18 protein-coding genes are annotated in these 22470 nt (G+C 45.2%); 11 read left to right on the top strand and 7 right to left on the bottom strand.

The window, feature by feature from the left end; genetic code table 11:
• Positions 1-311: 311 nt before the first annotated feature.
• Together dnaK and dnaJ are read left to right on the top strand one after the other, a co-directional pair.
• Positions 312-2225, top strand: coding sequence for a molecular chaperone DnaK (dnaK, locus tag AB4513_RS13055; RefSeq protein ID WP_009848331.1), 1914 nt, complete (start codon positions 312-314; stop codon positions 2223-2225).
• Positions 2226-2512: 287 nt separating this feature from the next.
• On the top strand, positions 2513-3670 hold the full coding sequence (gene dnaJ / locus AB4513_RS13050; RefSeq protein WP_102258211.1) for a molecular chaperone DnaJ: 1158 nt from the start codon (positions 2513-2515) through the stop codon (positions 3668-3670).
• A gap of 216 nt (positions 3671-3886) precedes the next feature.
• On the opposite strand, the gene AB4513_RS13045 is transcribed toward dnaJ, so the two are convergent.
• Complete coding sequence (locus tag AB4513_RS13045; RefSeq protein WP_009848333.1) at positions 3887-4369, bottom strand: type IV pilin protein; 483 nt, start codon at positions 4367-4369, stop codon at positions 3887-3889.
• A gap of 51 nt (positions 4370-4420) precedes the next feature.
• Between AB4513_RS13045 and AB4513_RS13040 the strand changes: the two genes are divergently transcribed.
• The 7 genes from AB4513_RS13040 (at position 4421) to tadA (ending at position 11381) form a co-directional block, all read left to right on the top strand.
• The gene (locus tag AB4513_RS13040) at positions 4421-4927 is read left to right on the top strand and encodes a GspH/FimT family pseudopilin (RefSeq protein ID WP_017098042.1); all 507 of its coding nucleotides are present in this window, start codon (positions 4421-4423) and stop codon (positions 4925-4927) included.
• Positions 4908-5540, top strand: coding sequence for a PilW family protein (locus AB4513_RS13035; RefSeq protein ID WP_012603338.1), 633 nt, complete (start codon positions 4908-4910; stop codon positions 5538-5540). The genes AB4513_RS13040 and AB4513_RS13035 overlap by 20 nt, the downstream gene beginning before the upstream one ends.
• Complete coding sequence (locus tag AB4513_RS13030; protein WP_102250030.1) at positions 5537-6847, top strand: hypothetical protein; 1311 nt, start codon at positions 5537-5539, stop codon at positions 6845-6847. The genes AB4513_RS13035 and AB4513_RS13030 overlap by 4 nt, the downstream gene beginning before the upstream one ends.
• The gene (locus tag AB4513_RS13025) at positions 6837-7286 is read left to right on the top strand and encodes a prepilin-type N-terminal cleavage/methylation domain-containing protein (RefSeq protein ID WP_102250031.1); all 450 of its coding nucleotides are present in this window, start codon (positions 6837-6839) and stop codon (positions 7284-7286) included. The genes AB4513_RS13030 and AB4513_RS13025 overlap by 11 nt, the downstream gene beginning before the upstream one ends.
• A gap of 297 nt (positions 7287-7583) precedes the next feature.
• Complete coding sequence (locus tag AB4513_RS13020) at positions 7584-9146, top strand: AbgT family transporter (RefSeq protein WP_012603342.1); 1563 nt, start codon at positions 7584-7586, stop codon at positions 9144-9146.
• A gap of 230 nt (positions 9147-9376) precedes the next feature.
• Positions 9377-10666 carry a hemolysin family protein gene (locus AB4513_RS13015; RefSeq protein WP_009848339.1) on the top strand — a complete coding sequence of 430 codons (1290 nt, stop codon included), beginning with the start codon at positions 9377-9379 and terminating at the stop codon, positions 10664-10666.
• Positions 10667-10742: 76 nt separating this feature from the next.
• Positions 10743-11381: a tRNA adenosine(34) deaminase TadA gene (gene tadA / locus AB4513_RS13010; protein WP_009848340.1), complete on the top strand. Its 639-nt coding sequence runs from the start codon at positions 10743-10745 to the stop codon at positions 11379-11381.
• A gap of 61 nt (positions 11382-11442) precedes the next feature.
• Here tadA and AB4513_RS13005 read toward each other — a convergent pair whose 3' ends face one another.
• The gene (locus AB4513_RS13005; RefSeq protein ID WP_010438952.1) at positions 11443-11577 is read right to left on the bottom strand and encodes a hypothetical protein; all 135 of its coding nucleotides are present in this window, start codon (positions 11575-11577) and stop codon (positions 11443-11445) included.
• Positions 11578-11869: 292 nt separating this feature from the next.
• Positions 11870-13438, bottom strand: a complete 1569-nt coding sequence (gene mltF, locus AB4513_RS13000; protein WP_102258210.1) for a membrane-bound lytic murein transglycosylase MltF — start codon at positions 13436-13438, stop codon at positions 11870-11872.
• A 329-nt stretch (positions 13439-13767) separates the two neighbouring features.
• Here mltF and purL point away from each other — a divergent pair, with 329 nt between their 5' ends.
• Together purL and AB4513_RS12990 are read left to right on the top strand one after the other, a co-directional pair.
• Complete coding sequence (gene purL / locus AB4513_RS12995; protein ID WP_009848344.1) at positions 13768-17682, top strand: phosphoribosylformylglycinamidine synthase; 3915 nt, start codon at positions 13768-13770, stop codon at positions 17680-17682.
• 252 nt (positions 17683-17934) lie between these two features.
• Positions 17935-18468 (top strand): DUF3332 domain-containing protein, encoded by a 534-nt coding sequence (locus tag AB4513_RS12990; protein ID WP_009848345.1) that lies wholly within the window; start codon positions 17935-17937, stop codon positions 18466-18468.
• A 98-nt stretch (positions 18469-18566) separates the two neighbouring features.
• Here AB4513_RS12990 and dapD read toward each other — a convergent pair whose 3' ends face one another.
• The 4 genes from dapD to AB4513_RS12970 form a co-directional block, all read right to left on the bottom strand.
• Positions 18567-19598 (bottom strand): 2,3,4,5-tetrahydropyridine-2,6-dicarboxylate N-succinyltransferase, encoded by a 1032-nt coding sequence (gene dapD / locus AB4513_RS12985; RefSeq protein ID WP_009848346.1) that lies wholly within the window; start codon positions 19596-19598, stop codon positions 18567-18569.
• A 264-nt stretch (positions 19599-19862) separates the two neighbouring features.
• Positions 19863-20504, bottom strand: coding sequence for a MarC family protein (locus AB4513_RS12980; protein WP_009848347.1), 642 nt, complete (start codon positions 20502-20504; stop codon positions 19863-19865).
• 200 nt (positions 20505-20704) lie between these two features.
• Positions 20705-21694 carry a GGGtGRT protein gene (locus tag AB4513_RS12975; protein ID WP_032555326.1) on the bottom strand — a complete coding sequence of 330 codons (990 nt, stop codon included), beginning with the start codon at positions 21692-21694 and terminating at the stop codon, positions 20705-20707.
• A 23-nt stretch (positions 21695-21717) separates the two neighbouring features.
• Positions 21718-22410 carry an iron-sulfur cluster assembly scaffold protein gene (locus AB4513_RS12970; protein WP_009848349.1) on the bottom strand — a complete coding sequence of 231 codons (693 nt, stop codon included), beginning with the start codon at positions 22408-22410 and terminating at the stop codon, positions 21718-21720.
• Between the last annotated feature and the right edge of the window lie 60 nt (positions 22411-22470).

Genomic DNA, 22470 nt, shown 5'->3' with positions numbered 1-22470 from the left:
TCTAAGTGGAAAGCCTGAATAGACAAACGGAGCCTAAGTGGCTCCGTTTTTTATTGGGTGATAACCCCAGTTACTGGGCTTATGTGAAGGTAATGATATGTATTCGTGTCTAACCATTCCTTTTATCAAAATAAATGTGAAAAAATCCAGTATCCCCCTTGAAAAGGATTCGTGAGCCCTTATCTATGGTGCATACGAAAGCAAATTACATTTGCACTTAAATTTGTGTATTAGGGTTGAATCCCTGATTACTACCCCCCACATAGTGGGTATAGCAAAAAACTAAATAGAATTTATTCGGAGAAAGCCTGATGGGTCGAATCATTGGTATTGATTTAGGTACTACTAACTCTTGTGTTGCTGTTCTTGACGGTGACAAACCACGCGTATTAGAAAATGCTGAAGGCGAACGCACAACAGCATCGGTAATCGCATACACTGAAGGCGAGACGCTAGTTGGTCAACCTGCGAAACGTCAAGCTGTTACTAACCCTCAAAACACGCTATACGCGATTAAGCGTCTAATCGGTCGTCGTTTTGAAGATGAAGAAGTTCAACGCGATATCGAAATCATGCCTTTTAACATTGTTAAAGCTGATAACGGTGATGCATGGGTTGAAGCGCAAGGCCAAAAAATGGCTGCTCCTCAAGTATCTGCTGAAGTTCTTAAGAAAATGAAGAAAACAGCTGAAGACTTCCTAGGCGAAGAAGTAACTGGCGCAGTAGTAACTGTTCCTGCTTACTTCAACGATGCTCAACGTCAAGCAACGAAAGATGCTGGCCGTATCGCTGGTCTAGATGTTAAACGTATCATCAACGAACCTACTGCTGCTGCTCTGGCTTACGGTCTAGACAAGCAAGGTGGTGATCGCACTATCGCTGTATACGACCTTGGTGGTGGTACATTCGATATCTCTATCATCGAAATCGATGAAGTAGAAGGCGAGAAGACTTTCGAAGTTCTTTCAACTAACGGTGATACTCACCTTGGTGGTGAAGATTTCGATAACCGCATGATCAACTACCTAGTAGATGAGTTCAAGAAAGAGCAAGGTATCGACCTTAAAGCTGATCCACTAGCAATGCAGCGTGTTAAAGAAGCAGCAGAAAAAGCGAAAATCGAGCTTTCTTCTACTACTCAAACTGACGTAAACCTACCTTACGTTACTGCAGATGCGACTGGTCCTAAGCACATGAACATCAAAGTGACTCGCGCGAAGCTTGAGTCTCTAGTTGAAGACCTAGTTCAACGTTCTCTTGAGCCACTAAAAGTTGCTCTAGCAGATGCTGACCTATCTGTAGGCGAAATCACTGACGTTATCCTAGTAGGTGGTCAGACTCGTATGCCTATGGTTCAAGCTAAAGTAACTGAATTCTTCGGTAAAGAGCCACGTAAAGACGTGAACCCTGACGAAGCTGTTGCAATGGGTGCTGCTGTTCAAGGTGGTGTACTAGCTGGTGAAGTTAAAGACGTTCTTCTTCTAGACGTTACTCCTCTATCTTTCGGTATCGAAACGATGGGCGGCGTAATGACTAAGCTTATCGAGAAAAACACAACTATCCCTACTAAAGCGGATCAAGTGTTCTCTACAGCTGAAGACAACCAAAGCGCAGTAACTATCCACGTTCTTCAAGGTGAGCGTAAGCAAGCTACTTACAACAAGTCTCTTGGTCAGTTCAACCTAGAAGGTATCCAACCAGCACCACGTGGCATGCCACAAGTTGAAGTAACATTCGACCTAGATGCTGATGGTATCCTGAACGTATCTGCTAAAGATAAAGCGACAGGTAAAGAGCAGAAGATCACTATCCAAGCATCAGGCGGTTTGTCTGAGGAAGAGATCGAAGCAATGGTTCAAGAAGCAGAAGCTAACAAAGAAGCTGACAAGAAGTTCGAAGAGCTAGTAACTGCACGTAACCAAGCTGACCAAATGATTCACGGCACTAAGAAGCAAGTAGAAGAAGCTGGTGAAGCTCTACCTGCAGACGAGAAAGCTAAAATCGAAGCAGCTATCGAAGCTCTAGAATCAGTTAAGTCTGGTGACGACAAAGAAGCTATCGACGCTAAAGTTCAAGAACTTATGCAAGCAGCTCAAAAGCTAATGGAAATTGCTCAACAGAAAGCTCAAGCTGAACAAGCTGGTGCTGACGCTGGTGAACAACCTAAGCAAGACGACGATGTGGTAGACGCTGAGTTCGAAGAAGTAAAAGAAGACAAAAAATAATTTCGTCGCAGAGTAGCCTGATTTCGTTGTCGGAAGTGCTCACCTACTAGCGTAGGCTCCGCGCTTCCTCCTAGAACTCAAGCTACTTGCTTAGAAATTCATTGTCTCAAAGACTTATTATTGCGGGCGTCAGAGGTAACTCTCACGCCCGTAAATTTGTATTTAGACTTGTCGATCTAGATAATAGCTTTATTCGGCGTTTCAGCCGGCAGAACTTTTATCTAGATTGATACACAGACTGCTGAAGTGAACATTCGGCAGTAGCAATTATTTTGGTGACCTAGAACATGTCAAAACGTGATTTTTACGAAGTATTAGGCGTAAGCCGCGATGCATCAGAGCGCGATATTAAAAAAGCGTACAAACGCTTAGCGATGAAATTCCACCCAGACCGTAACCAGGGTGATGACAGCGCAGCAGACAAATTTAAAGAAGTAAAAGTAGCGTACGAGATCCTAACCGATGCTCAAAAGAAAGCAGCTTACGACCAATACGGCCACGCAGCTTTTGAACAAGGTGGCATGGGTGGCGGCGGTTACGGCGGCGGTTACGGCGGCGGTGGCCAAGGTGACTTCGGCGATATCTTCGGTGACGTATTTGGCGATATCTTCGGCGGCGGTCGTCGTGGCGGCGGTCAAGCGCGTGCTCAACGTGGTTCTGATTTGCGTTACAACATGGAGCTTTCTCTAGAAGAAGCCGTTCGTGGTGTATCTAAAGAGATTGAAGTACCAACACTTGTTGAATGTGACATTTGTGATGGTAGCGGCGCGAAAGCGGGTTCTTCTGCACAAACGTGTGGTACTTGTCATGGCCACGGCCAGGTACAAATGCGCCAAGGTTTCTTTGCGGTTCAACAGACTTGTCCTACTTGTAACGGTAAAGGCAAGATCATCAAAGACCCATGTAACTCATGTCATGGTCAAGGTCGCAAACAGAAGACGAAAACGCTTAACGTTAAGATCCCAGCAGGTGTTGATACTGGTGATCGCATTCGTCTATCTGGCGAAGGCGAAGCAGGAGAGCACGGCGCTCCAGCTGGCGACTTGTACGTACAAGTACACGTAAAAGAGCACAACATCTTTGAGCGTGACGGCAACAACCTTTACTGTGAAGTGCCAGTTAGCTTCACAATGGCAGCGCTAGGCGGTGAAGTTGAAGTTCCTACATTAGATGGCCGTGTAAACCTTAAAGTACCTGAAGAGACACAAACGGGCCGTATGTTCCGTATGCGTGGCAAAGGTGTGAAAGGCGTTCGTGGCGGCGGTGTGGGTGACCTAATCGTTAAGCTAGTGGTTGAAACACCGGTTAAGCTAAGCTCTCGTCAAAAAGAACTACTGCGTGAATTTGAAGAAACATGTTGTGGTGAAGCTGCAAGCAAGCACAAGCCAAAATCTGAAGGTTTCTTCAGCGGCGTGAAAAACTTCTTTGATGACCTAACTAAGTAATCAACTGATTAGATAAATAGGTTATTGACACGTTAAGTTGTTGATCTTTAAATTATTGATACTTCAATTTAATGATAAAAGTAGAAAAGCCTGCTCATGTAGCAGGTTTTTTTGTGTCTATAGATTTGTGTTTTTTGATTGGTATAAAAGAAGCTCATAGCAAAAATAATCGAAATTTTTCAGATCACCCCCTAGAGGCTTTAGTGTCTCCTCTTGTTACTTCCAACACGCTTGAGGCTCTGAAACACCTGAGTGATGTAACTCCAGAATATCAGTCGGTGAGTCTAAGCAGTCATCATTTGTCTGTGGTGCGTGTGGTTCAGCTTGAATGGAGTATGAGGTACTGCTAGCCGAAATTGTTAGTGTATACCTGCTTGTATCGGTATCGCAAAACGAGCACGTCCCTCCAGAAACTATGTTTCCAGCAGCCGTGGCATAATTTCCGGCGTAAGCACTCTCAAGTTCAAGTTGAATTTTTGCCATATCTCCTATCGCTGTCATCCGATGCGATTTTAAAACATGGCTTGTGTAGCTTGGATAAGCTATTGCACTGAGTACTCCTACAATGGCAACAGCGATCAATAATTCGATCAGTGTCATTCCTTTCATACTTAAATTGTTGTTGTTACATCTTTTTATTCGAATCTTCACGAGTAGTTTCCTTTCATAACCCTGTCCATTTTTCTCGGGTGGTAGCATCGGTGCAAGATTAAATATGCTTACGCACCTGATTACATAGGAATTTGGGAAATGACTCGCGGGTTTACTTTATTAGAGCTGTTAATAACGGTGTCGATACTGTCGATATTGGTAGCGACGGCTGCTCCGAGTTTTAGTTCAGTCACCCAAACAGTCAAGATACAGCGCCTTGCTGGGGAGTTGAATGGTTTCTTAGTACAGGCAAAGTCTGAGTCTGTGAAAAGAAATCAAAAACTCTGGGTACATTTCTCGACGGCTAAAAATGAAGAGCAATCTACGGGGGAGTGGACAGTATGGTTGAAGCCTACGGAAGATCTGTCTGGTGATACATTGCTGATGTTGTCGGGAGAACCGTTTCGAGATTTATCGTTTTCTCATAACTATACAGGCTCAAAAATCAGCTTTGAAAGTGTAAGAGGAAGGCCTGCCAGAGGTACGATTTACTTGGCTCCTAAAAGAGCTTCAACCGACCGGCTTTTGATTAAACTATCTAGCCCTCCGGGGCGAATTAAAGTGTGCGGCGAATCAGGCGCTCAGTATGGTTACTATGCTTGCTAAGGCCCGCAGCAGAAGCTTGCGAAAGCAAAAGGGCGCATCTCTCATTGAACTGATGGTCACCTCCGTTATTGGTGTATTCGCGATTGCTATTATCGGCAGCGTATTTATGACGGGGCACAGAATAGCCAAAGACAAAGGCATTGAGCTATTGCTGCTGCAAAACCTTACGAGCACGATGCAGGTAATGAAAGAAGATATTCAACGAGCAGGCTACGATGGTTCAAATGGAGAGTCCCTGAAGCTATTAAATGCCGTTAATACGATTCATGTTAGCGGTGGTGTTGAGGTGGGGTTCGTCTATTTGAAAGAGGGATCAACTGACGGAAAAAATTACAGGAATATCGTGTATAAAAAGGAGGGGACTCGATTGAAAGTTTGTGAAAAGGGCGTTCTTACTCCAGGGAACATTTTAGCCCATGATCAAGTTACCTCATGCTACTCACTTTTCGACGATAGCATTATTTCCGTCGACGATTTATCAATATCCTCACAAGTGTTGAGCAAAAATGGGGTGAGCACTACGCTCACTGATTTGAATATTGTTGCGTCAATTCCGAGTGCTGGGATCTCTAAAGGCGTCGCTATAACCGTTAAGCAAAGGAATTGGCAATGACCTCGGTAAAGCAGCAAGCTGGAGTGGCTACGTTGTTAATCACATCTGTTTTAGTGTTGAGTGCTTTAATTGTTACTTTGGGCACCTATCGCAGCGTTTTTCATCAAATTAAGGTCGCGCAGAATGAAGTTCAAGTCCGCAAAGCTCATTGGAACGCCGAGGCTGGGTTGGAGTGTGGTTTTACCTATATAGCTGAAAATGATCTCACGGCAATTCCCAATGATTTAATGAATCACTGTCAGCAGTCGAAAGTCCTTACGTTGAAATCAGATAACCTAACACCGAATATATTGGTGTCGAGTGCTCACTATTTATCTCTGAACAAAGAGATAAGTTTTAACAATTCGTCGGGGCTAGGGGCGATGCAAACCAATTCGAGTTTGGAGTTTATTTCTGATCACAATATCGATATTACCCCAGATATTAGTCTTACTGCGGTCGGTGGTATTAACGAATGTGTGTCTGTTCGGTTCTTAGATAGTGTGATCTATAAAAACCAAGGCGGCGGGCGTCTGAAGACAATCACACCTACGGGCGGTCTCCCTCCTTTTCCTACCTTTGAGTCTTGCCAACCGACAACCGATATTAACCGCAATGCAACCATTGATTCAGTTGGGTCATTGCCTTCAAATGCTTTTCAATCAGATTTCAAATTTGACCCAGCCATCGATACTTTCTCTAATTACTTTGGGGTATCTAAAACGCCAGAAAATATTGACCAGATTAAGCGTGATTATCATGTGATTGACCTCATTGACAGGACTGTATCTCCCCCCAAGCACATTGATTTATTCAACGGGAAGTATCAAGGTAATAAGTGTAGCCAAGCGATTAATAACGCCTTTACTAGTGGCAAAGATAAGGTGTGGGTGATCGGTGATTGCGTGGTCTATCACCCACCAATTAATGTGGTAGAACCTATCCCCGGTGTTATTACTCCACGTTCATTAGTGATTCAAGATGGCATCGTTGCGAACGGTAATGCAAGTGTGTTTGATGGTTCCTTTTATCACCTAAATGATATGAGCATATACGACGAACCAGCCTCCCCTGATGTTGATACGGACCTATTGAGCGGCTTATGGGCCAAAGTTCCAAATACGATACCTATCGCCGGCTTAGTGCAGAACAATTCGGTTTATATTGGATTTGCTTCTTTTTTTCCCAAGGGAGGGATGTTCTTTGATTCAGTTGGCGGGTTATCGACAATTCAAGGTTCGATTAACTTAGATTACACAGGTGAATACAACCCCCATAGTGTTCCTTTGAAAGCCAAATGGAAAAAGGGATCATGGAATGACTTATAAACATTCCGGTTTTAGCTTGATAGAGGTCCTGATCTCTTTTCTATTGATCGGTATCGCTTCGCTAGGGTTGGTTAAGCTACAGGTCTATGCAGAACAAAAATCGGATTACGCGTTGCACAGTGTAGAAGCGCTTCATTTTGCTGAAAGGCAGATGGAGTATTATCGAACTCGTGTATCGGATGTGGGGGGAGCTGTAGGGTTAATCCTTTTTACGGATCTCAATCAAGCGGACTACTGTCGCAATGCGACAAGTTCGGATCCTTTATCTGGTTTGTCGGGCTCTGGGTATACGATGAGCTGTGAGGTGACAAATGCCAGTGGTGCCTTGTCTCACGCTTTGAAAAACATTACGGTGACTGTTGCATGGCGAGATCGCATGAACCGTGCGCAAAGCATTCACCTCGAAACTATGCTCTCCAAATACAGTGAGTTTGATTGATCTATTAAGCAAACGTTTACTGCATGCCAAGCCCTACGCTTCTCCTTTACTGATAGTTTTCACTCCTCGGACATTGTTTACGTGCCAGTTAAAACTCTGTATATGGAATGGTGTTTTTTGTGTTTTTATATTGTTGCTGTTGTACAGTATTTTTGCAAAATATGTCTCCATTTATGGAAAATGATGTGGAACCTTGTGCTTTTTAACAGCGACTTTAATAGAATATGTGCTGTACCAATAGGCCATGGTCAAAACTTATATTAGGCCTAAACAAACAACATCACATATGGAGTTACAATGAGTAACCAAGCCGTAAAAAAAGCACCATCGACTGAGAAGATCAGTGGTATGGACCGCTTTCTAAACTTCATTGAACGCGCCGGCAACAAAATTCCAGATCCAGCAATTCTGTTCTTCTGGGCTCTAGTTATTGTATGGGTAGCATCTGCACTTTTATCGAATCTTTCATTCGACTTAATCAACCCTCAAACGGGTGCTGCTCTTGAAGTAAACAACCTACTTACTGGTGAAGCGCTTGCTAGCTTCCTAGCGAATATGGTTACCACGTTCACAGGCTTCGCACCGCTAGGCATCGTACTTGTTGCTATGCTAGGTGTTGGCGTTGCTGACTCTTCAGGCTTCATTACGACTGGCCTTAAGAAGATGCTTAACTTCACGCCAGCTAAGTTGCTAACGCCAATGCTAATTCTTGTTGCTATCGTGTCTCACACAGCAGCAGATGCAGGTTACGTTCTAGTAATCCCTCTTGGCGGTATCATCTTCCACGCAGCGGGTCGTCACCCTCTAGCGGGTATTGCAGCAGCGTTTGCTGGTGTATCAGGTGGTTTCTCAGCGAACTTCATTCCTTCAGGTATTGATCCGCTACTAGCAGGTTTCACTCAAACAGCGGCAAACGTTCTTGACCCTGCATACGTGATCAACCCTCTAGCGAACATCTTCTTTACTGGTTTGTCTTCAATTCTAATTGTGGCAATTGGTTGGTACGTTACAGAGAAAATCATCGAGCCTCGTCTTGCCAATACGCCTGTCGATGAAGATGCAGAACAAGCACCTGATCTAGGTACGTTTACAGCCATTGAATCTAAAGCATTCAAATTCGCTGGTTGGGCAATGGTTGCCGGTATTGGTCTGCTTATCGCGGCTCTAATGCCTGAAAACTCAGCACTTCGTTCACCAGAAGGCGAACTAACGGCGTTCTCAGCACCAGTAATGAAGTCTATCGTTCCTCTGATCTTCATCCTGTTTATTATTCCGGGTATCGTCTACGGCCGTGTAGCGGGTACCTTCAAGAATAGTAATGATGTTATCAAAGCAATGTCTGAGACGATGGCAACGATGGGCGCATACATTGTAATGTCGTTCTTCTGTGCTCAGTTCCTATCAGCATTTGCTCAATCAAACATCGGTACTATGCTGGCGCTTTACGGTGCTGAAGGCTTGAAAGCAATGGATCTTCCTGGTGAAGCAACGGTTGTTGGTATGATTCTACTAACGGCTTCAGTTAACCTTCTTGTAGGTTCAGCTTCAGCTAAGTGGGCTCTTATTGGTCCTATCTTAGTTCCTATGTTAATGGTTGTGGGTATCTCTCCTGAGCTATCTCAAGCGGCTTACCGTGTAGGCGATTCAGTGTCTAACATCATCTCTCCACTGATGGTGTTCTTCCCACTGGTTGTTGTTTACTGTCAACGTTACGTTAAGTCGACAGGTATCGGTACTCTAGCTTCTCTAATGATGCCATTCTCGATTGCTATGCTAATCGGTTGGTCTATCTTCTTGCTAGGTTACTGGGCTCTTGGTATCCCGCTAGGTATCCAAGCTCCTTACACTTACACAATGTAAGATTGAACTAAGCAAAATTAAGCTTTATTTATTGCTAAGCCCGCACCGAAATGTGCGGGCTTTTTTTTGCTATTTTTTTCTGTTTTTTTATCCAAGATTTTTATAGCCAAGACTTTTTATATCCCAAACTTTCTATATCCAAAACTTTTTATATTCAAAATAAAGGCACTCAGCTTATACTCCGGATTACGGCTAATTGTTGGCCGGTAAATTTAGGAAATCCAAGCCACATGAAGATTCTGCTTTTAGTAGGGTTAATTGTTTTAAATGGTCTGTTTGCCATGTCAGAGATTGCACTGGTAGCAGCAAAGAATAGTCGGCTGAAACGCTTAGCCGAAAAACATCGCTCCGCTCAGGTTGCTCTTGAGCTCAAAGAAAATCCAACCCGCTTCCTTTCAACCATTCAAATCGGTATTACGGTAATCGGCCTACTCAGCGGTATTGTGGGTGAGGCGACGCTTTCTGCTCCACTGGCCGTTCAACTTGAACTGTGGGGACTCGATCCAACACAAGCGAATATCCTGTCTACCACGGTAGTCGTTGTGGGTATTACTTACTTCGCGATTGTTGTAGGTGAGCTAGTGCCAAAACGTTTTGCTCAATCTCAAGCTGAAAACATTGCTGTGCTAGTCGCGCTGCCTATCTTCTGGTTATCTAAAATTGCGACGCCGTTTGTGTTTGCGTTGTCTGCTTCTACGGAAGGTATTCTCAAGTTAATGGGACGTGGTGGCGAAGAAGACAGTGTGACGGAAGATGATATTCATGCACTCGTGAAAGAAGGCTCGGAATCTGGTGTGATTGAACGTGGCGAGCAAGAGATGATTCGCAATATCTTACAGCTTGATGACCGTTTGGTGAGCTCGTTGATGACGCCACGTCGAGACGTCGACTTTCTGGATATTAGCCAACCGGTTGAGCAGATATTTAAAAAGCTGCGCAGTTCAAAGCATAGTGTGTTTCCATTGTGCCAAGACCACCTCAATAAAGTGGTCGGTACGGTGTCAGCCAAAGCCTTATTGAATCAGGCGGGCAATTTAAACATTCAAGTGATCATGGGGCTATCTCGCTCTCCGATCTATGTTCCTGAATCGATGAAGGCTTTACGTCTACTTGGCTATTTTAAAGAGTCGGGTACAGAGATGGCATTCATTGTTGATGAATATGGCGATGTTCAAGGCCTTGTGACTCATTACGATATTCTTGAAGCGATTGCCGGTGAGCTATCCAATAACCCCAATGACCTATGGACAGAGCAAGTGGAAGATGGATTGCTGGTGGATGGATTGATTCCTATCAGTGAACTGAAAAACCGCTTAGAGCTGTCGGATTTTGAGGGTGAAAGCGAGAGCTTCCAAACGTTGAATGGCCTAGTGACTTGGTTAATAGGGCGCTTACCTGATGCCGGTGAAGTTGTTCAATACCAGCAGTGGCAGTTTGAAGTTATCTCTGTTGAGAACAATCGAATTGTGAGTATCAAAGCGACGCAAATAGCCGATGACATAGAAGGCGCCAATAGCTAGCGATCCGCCTAATCAGTAAGCGGCGATTGTTCATTGCCTCTTATCTCTTTATTGTTCATTATCACGAAGATTAGGTATGCTTCACCGCATACCTATTTTCGTTTTTATCCTTTGTTTTCTGGAGCTCCCTTTGTTAGACCATCAATTCAGCCCTCAAGATGAAATCTTCATGCGACGCGCCATCGAGGTCGCTAAGCAAGCAGAAAAAGAGGGAGAGGTTCCCGTTGGTGCTGTTCTAGTGAAAGATGGGGAGGTTATCTCTGAAGGATGGAACCGCTCGATTGGCTGCCACGATGCAACCGCACATGCAGAAATCGAAACCTTGCGTAAAGCAGGTCAAGCCTTGGAAAACTATCGCTTACTTGATACCACCTTGTATGTCACCTTAGAACCTTGCCCAATGTGCGCGGGTGCCTTATTACACAGCCGAGTAAAGCGCATTGTGTTTGGTGCTCCAGACTTAAAAGCGGGTGCGGCGGGTACGGTATTGAATCTCTTTGAAAGCCAAGCCTCATACCACTATGCCGATGTTGAGCATGGTTTGTTAGAGGAAGAGTGTCGTGAACAATTACAGGCGTTTTTTAAGCGCCGTAGAAAAGAGATCAAAGAGAAGCGAAAGCTTGAGCGTTTGCAGGAAGAGCAGCGTTTAGAATCTGACAAGGCAAGTAATAAGAATAAGGTCAGTAACAAGAACAAGGTCTGTAACAAAAAATAGCAGCGATCTTTCGGCACTCTCAATCATAAGAGTGCCAAGCAAACTTAGTTGGTCATTACTTTTACTCAGCAATCATCTGCATGAAAGCACGGTTGCGCCAAATGATCTTCTTCTTATTATTTGAAAGCATACGCTTACGACGGTTGGCAGCAACGGTCTTATCAAGGCGTTTCGATTTCAGTTTGTTCTTCATCATTTCAACGATTTCCTATTTGTCGTCTGGCTTTGTAAGTATGACTTCAGTTTTAATTATAGTGGTTATTTGCTTATAAGCTTTGCCACGAACTTAGCGTTGGCTTTCTGAACCACTATCGTGATGGCTAAGAGCTGAATGCAACAGAGCATTATGTCGCTTATGGTGTGACGTTATAAAGTTCGATTGTTACTGCAATATGACACTCTGGATATCGCAGGCGTTTTGTTTGTTTTGGTCATTTATCGTGATGCAATAAAAAAGAGCAATGCTAAATGGCATTGCTCTTTTTCTTTTATTTGGAAGACTCAGCGTCGTTCACTGCGGATTCAGTTTCACTGATTGTTGATTCAGCATCTGATACCTCTAGAGGTGGGATAACTACCAAACCTTCAAGGCTCGCTTCTTCCTCTTTATTACGCTTATTTACATGGCCAATAATGCTCTGATAATAACGGCGAATGTTCTCAACGTAATTCCTTGCTTCATCACCACGCGCATACCCGTAACGAGTTTTGCTGTAGTACTTCTTCTGTCTTAGCAGAGGAAGCCTGTCTTTCACATCACCCCAAGCATCAGGATCACCGCCTTGTGCTTTGGTTAAGCGACGAGCATCCATCATGTGCCCGTAACCTACGTTATATGAGGCAAGCGCAAACCAGATCTTCTCGTGTTGGGTGATTGAATCTGGTACTCGATTCACGATACGACGCAGGTATTCAACACCGCCTTGTACCGACTGTTTCGGATCGAGACGATTGGTTACACCAACGCTCTTCGCAGTAGGCAGTGTCAGCATCATCATGCCTCGAACACCTGTTGGAGAGCGTGCGACAGGATTCCAGTGTGACTCTTGGTATGCTAAAGCGGCAATCAAGCGCCAGTCAAATTCTTGAGAATATTTCTGAAATAGTGGCGACCATTTTGGCAGCTTGCTATCCAATGCACGGATAAATGCACGAGTATCAACGTAATCAAAAGTGCCGATATGGCCGATGTATTTTTCTTCCAGTGAAGCCAGTTCACCAGACTGTTTTAGATTACCAAAGAACTCAATCAGTAATGCATAAAGGCTTTCATCTTCAGACTTCTGTAAATACCAAGAGATAGGTTGATCTTCTGTCAGTTCAAAAGCTAAGGCTACGTCTGGGTATAAACGTTGTGAGAGTGACAGCTCAATCGAGTCCGCAACAGTAAACAAGCGTTCACCAGTCGACACTTCTTTTAGCAGGTCATTGATGTCAGCATTACCTATTGCATCGTAGATAAAGTCATCGTGCTTGTTCTGGATCTGTTTTAGCGTTGGCTCAAAATGTGAGTCCTTCACTACCACCAAAGATGGCGTCAATGTTTCGGTAGATGCCGTTTCTTCTGATTCAGTTTGTGCTTTTACGAAATCAGCTTGACGCTTATTCTCGAACTTGATCAGTTGTTGAAGGTTTCTTGGGCGCCACTGTCCTTTTTTATACACCACTTGTTGGCTTACATAGTAATAGGCGGGCGCAGCGCGATAAGCGCGTGTCAGGTTATTGTTTTGCGTTAACCCTGTCGCGATAAGATCGATCTCGCCTTTCTTTAAGGCTGGAAAGAGGCCGGATAAACGGTAAGCGGGTTTAATCTCAAGCTGTACACCAAGCTCCTGCGCAAATTCACGAGCTAACTCGTAATCCAAACCAGCAGGGCCATCGGGACCAATGTAATAAGAGAGTTGGTTATTCAGGGTGCCGACGCGAAGAACGCCTCGCTCTCGTATCTGCTCAAGGACACTTTTAGGTTCTGACTCAATCTGGCATCCAGCCAACCCAACTAGGGCAATGGCAAGCAGAAGGAACTTAGACGAAAAGATGAGCGTAAATTTAGGCATCAAAATGAAATCTCGAAAAGTGGAAGCCCCTTTATACCAAACCCCGCAAGGCTGGCAAAGCAGGTTTATTTAAACAGTTGTAAAAGTGCTGATAAATGCAGCAAAAGTACCATTTACGCATAAAGATAAAAAAAATCACGCAAACGGTTGCTTTTGGTGTTACGTCACAAAAAGAAATGCTTTATAATGCGCTCGCATTGAAGAGGTGGAATCGGCATAGGTTTGGCAACCTTCGGGAATAGCTTCGAAGAAAACAGTTAGGTTGTTCCTATAACCCACTGAATTTATTCCAATACTACCTTAATCAACTGCATAAGAGACCTAAGCACATGAGAATTTTGCGTGGCTCCCCAGCTCTATCTGAGTTTCGTGTTAACAAGCTTTTAGAGCTTTGTCGTGAATTAAGCTTACCTGTAACAGGTATTTACGCTGAGTTTGCCCACTTTGCTGATCTAACGGCAGACCTAGATGAGTCTGAAGTTGAGAAGCTAGAAAAGCTACTGACTTACGGTCCAACGATTGAAGAGCATGAACCTGAAGGTTTACTGCTGCTTGCAACGCCACGCCCGGGCACTATCTCGCCTTGGTCTTCAAAATCAACAGATATCGCACACAACTGTGGACTGGCTAAAGTGTCACGTCTAGAGCGCGGTACTGCTTTCTACATTGAAACCTCTGCCGAACTTTCTGAGCTTCAACTTGTTGAGCTGAAAGCAATCCTGCACGACCGTATGATGGAAGTGGTTTTCACTGACTTCGAATCAGCGGCGGCACTATTTACCGTGGCTGAGCCTGCTCCTTATGCGGAAGTTGACCTATTAACTGGCGGACGTAAAGCGCTTGAAAAAGCAAACGTTACCCTAGGTCTTGCACTTGCAGAAGATGAGATCGATTACCTTCTTGAAAGCTTCACCGAGAAGCTAGGTCGTAACCCGACTGACATCGAACTAATGATGTTTGCACAAGCGAACTCAGAGCACTGTCGTCACAAGATCTTTAACGCTGACTGGACTATCGATGGCGTTAAGCAAGAAAAATCATTGTTCAAGATGATTAAGAACACCTTTGAAACGACACCAGAGCACGTTCTGTCTGCTTATAAAGATAACGCAGCGGTAATGACAGGTTCTGAAGTGGGTCGTTTCTTCCCAGATCCAGAAACTCGCCAGTACAACTACCACCAAGAAAAAACACATATCTTGATGAAAGTTGAAACGCACAACCACCCAACGGCAATCTCTCCATGGCCGGGTGCATCAACAGGTTCAGGCGGTGAAATCCGCGATGAAGGCGCAACTGGTATTGGCGGTAAGCCAAAAGCGGGCCTGGTTGCTTTCTCTGTATCTAACCTTAAGATCCCGAACTTCGTTCAACCTTGGGAAACTGACTTTGGTAAGCCAAGCCGTATCGTTACTGCTCTGGATATCATGCTTGAAGGTCCTCTTGGTGGCGCAGCATTCAACAACGAATTTGGTCGTCCAAACCTGTTAGGTTACTTCCGTACTTACGAAGAGAAAGTAAACTCTCACGCAGGTGAAGAAGTACGTGGTTACCACAAACCAATCATGCTGGCTGGTGGTCTTGGTAACATTCGTGATGATCACGTTCAGAAGAAAGAGATCCCAGTAGGTGCAAGCCTGATCGTTCTTGGTGGTCCTGCGATGAACATCGGCCTTGGTGGCGGTGCTGCATCTTCAATGGATTCTGGTTCTTCTTCTGAAGACTTAGATTTTGCTTCTGTACAACGTGAAAACCCAGAGATGGAGCGTCGTTGTCAGGAAGTTATCGACCGTTGTTGGCAGCTTGGTGATGCGAACCCGATCGCATTCATCCACGATGTAGGCGCGGGCGGTATCTCTAATGCACTTCCTGAGCTAGTAGACGACGGTGAGCGTGGCGGTATCTTTAACCTACGTGACGTGCCAAACGATGAGCCGGGCATGAGCCCACTTGAGATCTGGTGTAACGAATCTCAAGAGCGTTACGTAATGGCGGTTGCTGATAAAGACATGGCAACATTCGACGCGATTTGTAAACGTGAACGCGCACCTTACGCAGTGGTTGGTAAAGCAACAGAAGAACGTGATCTGAAACTAGAAGATTCACACTTCGACAATACGCCAATCGACATGCCAATGGACATCCTATTAGGTAAAACACCTAAGATGCACCGTGACGCGAAGACGCTAAAAGCAAACAATCCTGCGATTGACCGTTCTGGTATCGAACTAAACGAAGCGGTTGACCGTATTCTTCGCCTACCAACAGTGGCAGAGAAAACATTCCTTATCACCATCGGTGACCGCTCGGTAACAGGCCTTGTAGCTCGTGACCAAATGGTTGGCCCATGGCAGGTTCCAGTTGCTAACTGCGCAGTAACTGCAGCAAGTTACGACTCTTACCACGGTGAGGCGATGTCTCTTGGTGAGCGTACGCCAGTAGCACTTCTAGACTTTGGCGCGTCAGCTCGTCTAGCGGTTGGTGAAGCAATCACTAACATCGCAGCGACCAACATCGGCGATATCAAACACATTAAATTGTCAGCTAACTGGATGTCTCCAGCAGGTCACCCTGGTGAAGATGCAGGTCTTTACGAAGCGGTTAAAGCCGTGGGTGAAGAGCTATGTCCGGCACTGGGTCTTACTATCCCTGTGGGTAAAGACTCAATGTCGATGAAGACTAAGTGGGAAGAGAACGGCGAGCAGAAAGAAGTAACGTCTCCGCTATCTCTTGTTATCACTGCATTTGCACGTGTTGAAGATGTTCGTAAGACAATTACGCCTCAGCTTCGCACTGACAAAGGTGATACTTCACTAGTTCTTATCGACCTAGGTAACGGCAAAAACCGTATGGGTGCTACAGCACTAGCGCAAGTTTACAAGCAGCTTGGTGACAAGCCAGCAGACGTAGACAATGCAGCACAACTAAAAGGTTTCTACGAAGGCGTTCAAGCACTTGTAGCGAACGACCAAGTTGTCGCTTACCACGATAAAGGCGATGGCGGTCTATTCGTAACGCTAGCTGAAATGGCGTTCGCAGGTCACTGTGGTGTTAACGCTGATATTGCAGCGCTTTTATCTGCATCAGAGAACAGCGAAGATACGCTAGCAGCACTATTCAACGAAGAGCTAGGTGCGGTAATCCAAGTTCGTAACGATGACCTAGACGCAGTACTTTCTACACTTGCTGCAAACGGCCTAGAAGCGTGTTCACACGTAATTGGTTCTGTTGAAGCATCAGACGAAGTAGTGATTAAGTCGGGCGCAGACGTTGTAATCCAACGTAACCGTACTGAACTACGTACTATCTGGGCTGAAACTACGCACAAGATGCAAGGTCTACGTGATAACCCAATCTGTGCAGACCAAGAGCACGAAGCTAAGAAAGACAACTCAGACCCAGGTCTGAACGTGAAACTAAGCTTTGACGTAAATGAAGACATTGCTGCTCCTTACATCAACACGGGCGCTAAGCCTAAAATGGCGATTCTACGTGAGCAGGGTGTTAACTCTCACGTTGAAATGGCAGCCGCATTTGACCGTGCAGGCTTCGAAGCAACTGATATTCACATGAGCGACATCCTAACGGGTCAAGCGGTACTGGAAGAGTACAACGGCCTTGTGGCTTGTGGTGGTTTCTCTTACGGTGACGTACTAGGCGCTGGTGAAGGTTGGGCTAAGTCGGTTCTGTTTAACGACTCTACGCGTGACCAGTTTGAAAACTTCTTCAAGCGTGAAGATACCTTCTCTCTAGGTGTGTGTAACGGTTGTCAGATGCTGTCTAACCTGCGCGAGCTAATCCCTGGTGCTGAGTACTGGCCACGTTTCGTTCGCAACGAATCTGAGCGTTTTGAAGCACGTTTCAGCCTAGTTGAAGTTCAGAAGTCTGATTCTGTATTCTTCAATGGCATGGAAGGCTCTCGTATGCCAATCGCTGTTTCTCACGGTGAAGGTCGCGTAGAAGTGCGTGACAACGACCACCTAAACGCGATTGAAAACTCAGGTACAGTTGCCCTACGTTACGTTGACAACAACGGTAACCAAACGCAGCAATACCCGAACAACCCGAACGGTTCGCCAAATGCTATCACTGGTTTAACAACGACGGATGGCCGTGTGACTATCATGATGCCTCACCCAGAGCGTGTATTCCGTACGGTTGCTAACTCTTGGTCTCCAGAAGGTTGGGGCGAGAATGGCGCTTGGATGCGTATGTTCCAAAACGCACGTAAGAATGTGGGTTAATCTGGTTCACAAAACCGAATAGTTTTAAAAACTAATAAAAGCGCAGACTGAAAGGTCTGCGCTTTTTTATTGGCAACTCTTTAGGAACCAGAGCGAAACAATTAACGTTTGCAGTTTGCTGTTCTAAAAAACTCCACTACGCTAAATGTTATGGAATCAATTTGTTAGGCCATGAATTTCTGTACGTGAACAGGAAGACTGCTGTTTGGCTATGCAAAAACCGAATCAATCATCGTGGCATAAGAGGGATCTATGAAAACAACAATCACAAAAGCAGTTGCAGTGGCAGCGATTGTCATGTCGTTAGCTGGGTGTGTCGGTAGTAATGCCGTTACTGGGAAATTAATGAAGTTCAACGTTGAGGTTGTAGATAACCGTTACGCTCGTGCTGGGGTCAACTTCTTGCTTGCTCCCGTTTACGCTTTAACATTCGCAGCCGATTACATCGTGTTTAACTCGATCGAATTCTGGGCGGGGAAAAACCCACTCACAGGCGCGCCTCATATCTTCGATAGTAAAGTCGATACCATGATTGATGTGAACGACAGCCTCGATGATTCACTGAAAGATGCACCACTTGGCTTTAATAATCGTCAGATCGAATGGGGTGAGATGAAACAAATCGATGAGAATACGATTCGTATGGACATCACCTACAATGATGGTCAGAAAGCCGTTTTGACGGGGGTTCGTGATGGCGACAAGGTCAGTTACTACATGGATGGTACGTTAGTATCAGAAACCTCTATTCAAGCGCTTGAGCAGTTAGCTGCCGAGAAAGTGTAACGCTTTCCGTTTTATATAGATAAAAGAAAAGCCGCTGGATTTACCTCCAGCGGCTTCGTGTTTTTTAGTATCTAGTAATTTAGCATCTAGTGCGTAGATTAGTTGTTGCTGTGTAGCTCGCTGTTCAGTTCAACAGCTGACTTGTTCGCTAGACATTCAATTTGGCCAGTAATCGAGTTACGACGGAACAGAAGATCAGAAACGCCAGCAAGGTCACGAGCTTTAATGATTTCTACTTCGTTGCCTTCTTTATCTAACATGCGAACCTTAGTACCCGCAGTCACGTAAAGACCTGACTCAACCGTACAACGGTCGCCCATTGGGAAACCAAGACCCGCATTTGCGCCTAGTAGGCAGTTTTCGCCGATAGAGATAACCATAGTACCGCCACCCGACAGAGTACCCATGATAGAAGCGCCGCCGCCGATATCAGAACCGTTACCTACAACCACACCTGCAGAGATACGACCTTCAACCATGCTTACGCCAGTTGTACCAGCATTGAAGTTGATGAAACCTTCGTGCATTACTGTTGTGCCTTCGCCTACGTGTGCGCCAAGACGAACACGAGAAGTGTCAGCAATACGAATGCCTGTTGGTACTACGTAGTCCACCATTTTAGGGAACTTGTCTACGCAATCTACAGACAGAGCACGACCCGCTAGGCGAGCTTCGATTTGACGCTCAGCCAGCTCAGGAAGATCGATAGGGCCTTCGTTAGTCCATGCGATGTTGTGCAGTAGACCGAAGATACCATCTAGTACCGTACCGTGTGGTTGAACTAGGCGGTTAGAGATCAGTTGCAGCTTAAGGAAGCCTTCAGCAACTGATGCTGGCTTCTCGTCAGTCGCAAGAACAACAAGAACAAGAGGTTGCTCAGATGCTGCTGCTTTTTCTGCGAAAGATGCGTTTGCTGCATCGTCGTTTGCTGCGAATGCTTTCGCGAGTTCTGCGCTTTGTGCTGCAGAGATTTCGATAGCTTGGTTGCCTTCAGTGTAACCTGCAACTTCACCAACAGCCGCAACAAGAGCGTCGCTTGGGTTTAGAAGTGGGTTAGGGAAGAACGCTTCAATGATTTTATTGTCGCGGTTTTTGGTTGCCGTACCGAAGGCTAGTGAAAAGTAAGCCATGTTGAATCTCCATGTGTTGAGTCTTGATTTTGCTATTTCATAACAGCGGCTCGAATAACAAGCGCTGCCGTTAGCAAAGTTAATTTAATTGCGTTCATCATAAAGAGAGCGCCCTCGTTATGAAAGGGCGCATCGGGATAAAGTCTGTAAAATGATATTGCTTGTCTTTCTGGAGATAGTTTTCTGCAATGAGAAAATGATGCAATTCAACAAAATTTGATATCAAAGTTAGATAACCAACGTTCTTTAAATGAACAACACTCTTTAGATAAATAGCGCTTTATAAGCCTGCTCAATCCCTTCAATCAACATCTGCATACCGATAACGGCGAGTATTAAACCCATCATTCGGGTTATCACGTTCAATGCACTTGGTCCGACAGCTTTAACAAATCGCTCGCCGAATACAAATAAGACATAGGTTAGGGTACATAGTAGGCCGAAAGCGACGATGGTTATGATGGTTTCATAGACCCCCTCGGTACTGGCAAAGTTCATCGCAGTGGCAATGGTGCCGGGGCCAGCGAGAATTGGCATTGCAAGTGGTGAGACGGCGATACTTAGAGCTGCGTCTTTCTGGGCGTCTGAGTTCACTTTCTCTTTTGCTTTGGCGTGTGTTGAATCGCCTTGCAGCATGTGGAAGCCAATCAAAAAGACCAAAATGCCGCCTGTGATGCGAAGTGCGTAAAGTGTGATACCAAATAGGTCAAAGATCAGTTTGCCAGAGAGTGCAAAAGTACTGACGATGATGAATGCGATAAACACTGAACGGAAAGCGATAGATTTAACGGTTTCCCTGTCATTGTCACCGGTTAATCCAAGAAAAATTGGCGTATTAGCGATTGGGTTCATGATGGCAAAAAAGCCCATGAACACAGTAATGGTATGAATGATGAGCTCTTTCATATTATTCCTTTGAAAAGATGCAGTTAAATACAAATAATTATTAGAAATAGATAGTAGAGTAAGTGTGAATAAAAAACAGCCAGCATAAGGCTGGCTGTTTGGTTTTAGTGATAGGTGTAGAGTTTTGGTCGTCTGTTATTGCTTGTTTCTCAGTTAACGGACTCTATTCTATGGATAGATCGTGGCGCTCAACGTTGTCGTTATGCGTTTTGAGATTCGCTTACTGCTACAGCCAATGCAACCGTCGCGCCGACCATTGGGTTGTTACCCATACCGATGAAGCCCATCATTGCCACGTGAGCCGGAACAGAAGAGCTACCTGCGAACTGAGCATCAGCGTGCATTCTACCCATAGTATCTGTCATGCCGTAAGACGCAGGGCCTGCTGCCACGTTATCTGGGTGCAATGTTCTACCTGTACCGCCGCCTGAAGCAACTGAGAAGTAAGGTAAACCTTGGCGAGTACGTTCTGCTTTGTAGATACCTGCAACAGGGTGTTGGAAGCGCGTTGGGTTAGTTGAGTTACCCGTAATACTCACATCCACTTCTTCTCTGTGCATGATTGCCACGCCTTCACGTACATCATCAGCGCCGTAACACAAAATCTCTCCGCGAGGGCCTTGTGAGAAGCGGCGGCGTTCTGTTTCAACAAGCTCACCTGTTTGGTAATCGTATTGAGTGCGAACATAGGTAAAACCATTGATGCGAGAAATTAAGTAAGCCGCATCTTTACCTAGACCATTGAGTATTACCTTCAATGGGTTGTGACGTGATTTGTTGACGTTGAGTGCGATTTTAATCGCACCTTCTGCAGCAGCAAAAGATTCATGGCCCGCAAGGAAAGCAAAGCAGTGACTTTCTTCATTTAGAAGACGTGCAGCCAATGCACCGTGGCCAATACCGACCTGGCGTTGCTCAGCAACACTGCCGGGTTTGGTGAATGCTTGAAGGCCTTCACCAATGATATTCGCAGCTTGTTCTGCGCTGGTGGCTTTGCGAAATAGCGCCAGTGCTGAGCCAAGGATATAGGCATCGGCAGCGCTTTCGAAAGCAATAGGTTGGGTATCCATCACTAGCGCTTTTGGGGCGACATTGTGTGATAGACAGTATTGGTTCGCTTGCTCTAAAGAGTCGAAGTTCATTTCTGCCAATACGCGAGTTACTGATTCATTAAATTGAGTGTTCATCATATCTTTCCTCTAAATTGGCAAAATTAGTGTTGGCGTGGGTTAATGGTGGTAACGGCTTCATCGAAGCGACCATAAGTCCCCGTCGCAAGGTCAGCAGCTTCATTAGCTGGCATGCCTTGGTTAATCGCCTTCATCATTTTGCCGAGGTTGAGATATTCGTAGCCAATCACTTCGCTGTGATCATCAAGTGCAAGCTTGGTCACGTAGCCTTCTGCAAGCTCTAGGTAACGAACGCCTTTAGCTGAGGTTGAATAGCTGGTGCCTACTTGGCTACGTTGTGTTTGACCTAAGTCTTCCAATGCTGCGCCAATTTCTAGGCCGCCTTCAGAGAATGCGGATTGAGTTCGACCGTAAACGAATTGCAGAAAGATTTCACGCATGGCTACGTTAATAGCGTCACACACCAAGTCAGTATTCAGAGCTTCAAGAATGGTTCTTCCTGTGAGGATTTCGGCTGCCATCGCGGCTGATTGAGTCATGCCTGAACAACCAATCGTTTCGATTAGCGCTTCTTCGATGATGCCGTTTTTTACGTTCAGCGTTAGTTTTGCTGCACCTTGTTGTGGTGCACAAGTGCCGACGCCATGGCTTAAACCAGAAATAGCGATGACATCTTTTGGGCTAACCATGGCGCCTTCAACTGGAATTGGAGCTGAAGTGTGAAGATCACCCCTTTGAATAGGGCACATTGATTGAATTTCTGAAGAGTAGTGCATAATGTTTTCTCACTGATAGAGCCATTTAAGACCTAGGGCGTTGAGAAAACAGGACGTGTT

This window comes from Vibrio sp. 10N.222.54.E6 (genome assembly GCF_041473955.1).
Taxonomy (GTDB): Bacteria; Pseudomonadota; Gammaproteobacteria; order Enterobacterales; family Vibrionaceae; genus Vibrio; species Vibrio tasmaniensis_A.
The sequence above is the reverse complement of the archived record's forward strand: the minus strand, read 5'-3'. Positions and strand labels throughout refer to the sequence as shown.

Coding starts and splice junctions, on each gene's coding strand:
- AB4513_RS12975 (WP_032555326.1), bottom strand. CDS start 21,694: ATGATGAACACTCAATTTAATGAATCAGTAACTCGCGTATTGGCAGAA.
- AB4513_RS12990 (WP_009848345.1), top strand. CDS start 17,935: ATGAAAACAACAATCACAAAAGCAGTTGCAGTGGCAGCGATTGTCATG.
- AB4513_RS13035 (WP_012603338.1), top strand. CDS start 4,908: ATGGTTACTATGCTTGCTAAGGCCCGCAGCAGAAGCTTGCGAAAGCAA.
- AB4513_RS13020 (WP_012603342.1), top strand. CDS start 7,584: ATGAGTAACCAAGCCGTAAAAAAAGCACCATCGACTGAGAAGATCAGT.
- AB4513_RS12970 (WP_009848349.1), bottom strand. CDS start 22,410: ATGCACTACTCTTCAGAAATTCAATCAATGTGCCCTATTCAAAGGGGT.
- dnaJ (WP_102258211.1), top strand. CDS start 2,513: ATGTCAAAACGTGATTTTTACGAAGTATTAGGCGTAAGCCGCGATGCA.
- purL (WP_009848344.1), top strand. CDS start 13,768: ATGAGAATTTTGCGTGGCTCCCCAGCTCTATCTGAGTTTCGTGTTAAC.
- AB4513_RS13025 (WP_102250031.1), top strand. CDS start 6,837: ATGACTTATAAACATTCCGGTTTTAGCTTGATAGAGGTCCTGATCTCT.
- AB4513_RS13045 (WP_009848333.1), bottom strand. CDS start 4,369: ATGCTACCACCCGAGAAAAATGGACAGGGTTATGAAAGGAAACTACTC.
- dnaK (WP_009848331.1), top strand. CDS start 312: ATGGGTCGAATCATTGGTATTGATTTAGGTACTACTAACTCTTGTGTT.
- AB4513_RS13030 (WP_102250030.1), top strand. CDS start 5,537: ATGACCTCGGTAAAGCAGCAAGCTGGAGTGGCTACGTTGTTAATCACA.
- AB4513_RS13040 (WP_017098042.1), top strand. CDS start 4,421: ATGACTCGCGGGTTTACTTTATTAGAGCTGTTAATAACGGTGTCGATA.
- AB4513_RS13015 (WP_009848339.1), top strand. CDS start 9,377: ATGAAGATTCTGCTTTTAGTAGGGTTAATTGTTTTAAATGGTCTGTTT.
- AB4513_RS12980 (WP_009848347.1), bottom strand. CDS start 20,504: ATGAAAGAGCTCATCATTCATACCATTACTGTGTTCATGGGCTTTTTT.
- mltF (WP_102258210.1), bottom strand. CDS start 13,438: ATGCCTAAATTTACGCTCATCTTTTCGTCTAAGTTCCTTCTGCTTGCC.
- AB4513_RS13005 (WP_010438952.1), bottom strand. CDS start 11,577: ATGATGAAGAACAAACTGAAATCGAAACGCCTTGATAAGACCGTTGCT.
- tadA (WP_009848340.1), top strand. CDS start 10,743: ATGCTTCACCGCATACCTATTTTCGTTTTTATCCTTTGTTTTCTGGAG.
- dapD (WP_009848346.1), bottom strand. CDS start 19,598: ATGGCTTACTTTTCACTAGCCTTCGGTACGGCAACCAAAAACCGCGAC.